General features: G+C 46.1%; 1 protein-coding gene and 1 pseudogene. Both read right to left on the bottom strand.

From position 1 onward, the window contains the following. Positions 1 to 73 precede the first annotated feature (73 nt). Positions 74 to 271, bottom strand: a pseudogene (locus tag DW49_RS1000000133795) (hypothetical protein); the annotation flags it as partial. A 19-nt stretch (positions 272 to 290) separates the two neighbouring features. Continuing rightward, positions 291 to 791, bottom strand: coding sequence for an Hcp family type VI secretion system effector (locus DW49_RS0123415; RefSeq protein WP_024420627.1), 501 nt, complete (start codon positions 789 to 791; stop codon positions 291 to 293). Between the last annotated feature and the right edge of the window lie 242 nt (positions 792 to 1,033).

Genomic DNA, 1,033 nt, shown 5'->3' with positions numbered 1-1,033 from the left:
CTAACGGAAAATTCAAATCTTATCAATAGCTTAGCTTGCAGGTTATGGGTAACTTATTTCGAAAACAGTACACTAGTATGTAATATCTGCCGGGCGGCAGCGGTCCTAACTTAGCATTGCTAATCTCGGCTGGGTCGTTGACAAAGCCTTCTCTTCCTGAGAAGGCCTCATAGCTCTCATTATTGCTGCAGTGCAGCATACTGGTTGCCTGGCTATTCAGCTCATAGGTGCAATATGCAATCTTGTTCGTGTCAACAGTTGGAGAAACCATGAACGCAATCCTCTTGGTTTCAGGCATATACTTTATTGGCTATACCGTCCCAACCACCTACAACCTGGCCTCCGCCCTGACCATCTGTACGTTTTTGGTGCGTATATGTCATTTTCATACGACCATAGTTTAAACGTATTGTTTCCGTAGGAAAACCGCCCTCAACGCTACCATTTCCGTTTAGCGTAACCGATGAAATAATCACTTCTTCAAGTGTGATCTCCAAATACTTTACCTTTTCTGCTCCCGCTCGATTGACTGCAATGGTAACTTCTTTGAAGTGCTTTCCGCTGCAGCATGCCTCATGAAGCTTCGGTGTAGATTTGTCCACGGTCTTGCGAAAAAAGAGGTCGCTCATACGTGCTCGACCACCCGTAGCTCCACCAGCACTAGTAGCAGTTGCTGAAGCTGACTGGGTTGCTCCTACGTCGAAATCTTCCAGCTCGATCCAGTCCTTGAACTGGGCATCAAGCGCTTCGCCGGGGATACCTTCTATTTTCAAATAAGCGTCAAAAGCCATGAGTTTTTCTTCCTTCCATGTTGGTTGTCTATGTGATTCTCAGCGCGGCACTTTAGATCATAAAGGCTGCTCGCGCAAAAAATAGTCGGATTGAACTGTGCCTGGTGCAGCGTTTAAATCGCGTTTCGGTAAAAATTTATGCCTCCATTCGCTTTGACCTAGGGTCTGTTCCCGTTTCACATTGGTAGCCACAGAAAAGCGCAGGCCATTGCTATGACGCTTTCATAGTTTCTCTTGAGTTT

This window comes from Pseudomonas avellanae BPIC 631 (assembly GCF_000444135.1).
In the GTDB taxonomy this organism is placed as follows: Bacteria; Pseudomonadota; Gammaproteobacteria; order Pseudomonadales; family Pseudomonadaceae; genus Aquipseudomonas; species Aquipseudomonas avellanae.
Note: the sequence above shows the minus strand (reverse complement) of the source record. Positions and strands in the feature narration are given on the sequence as shown.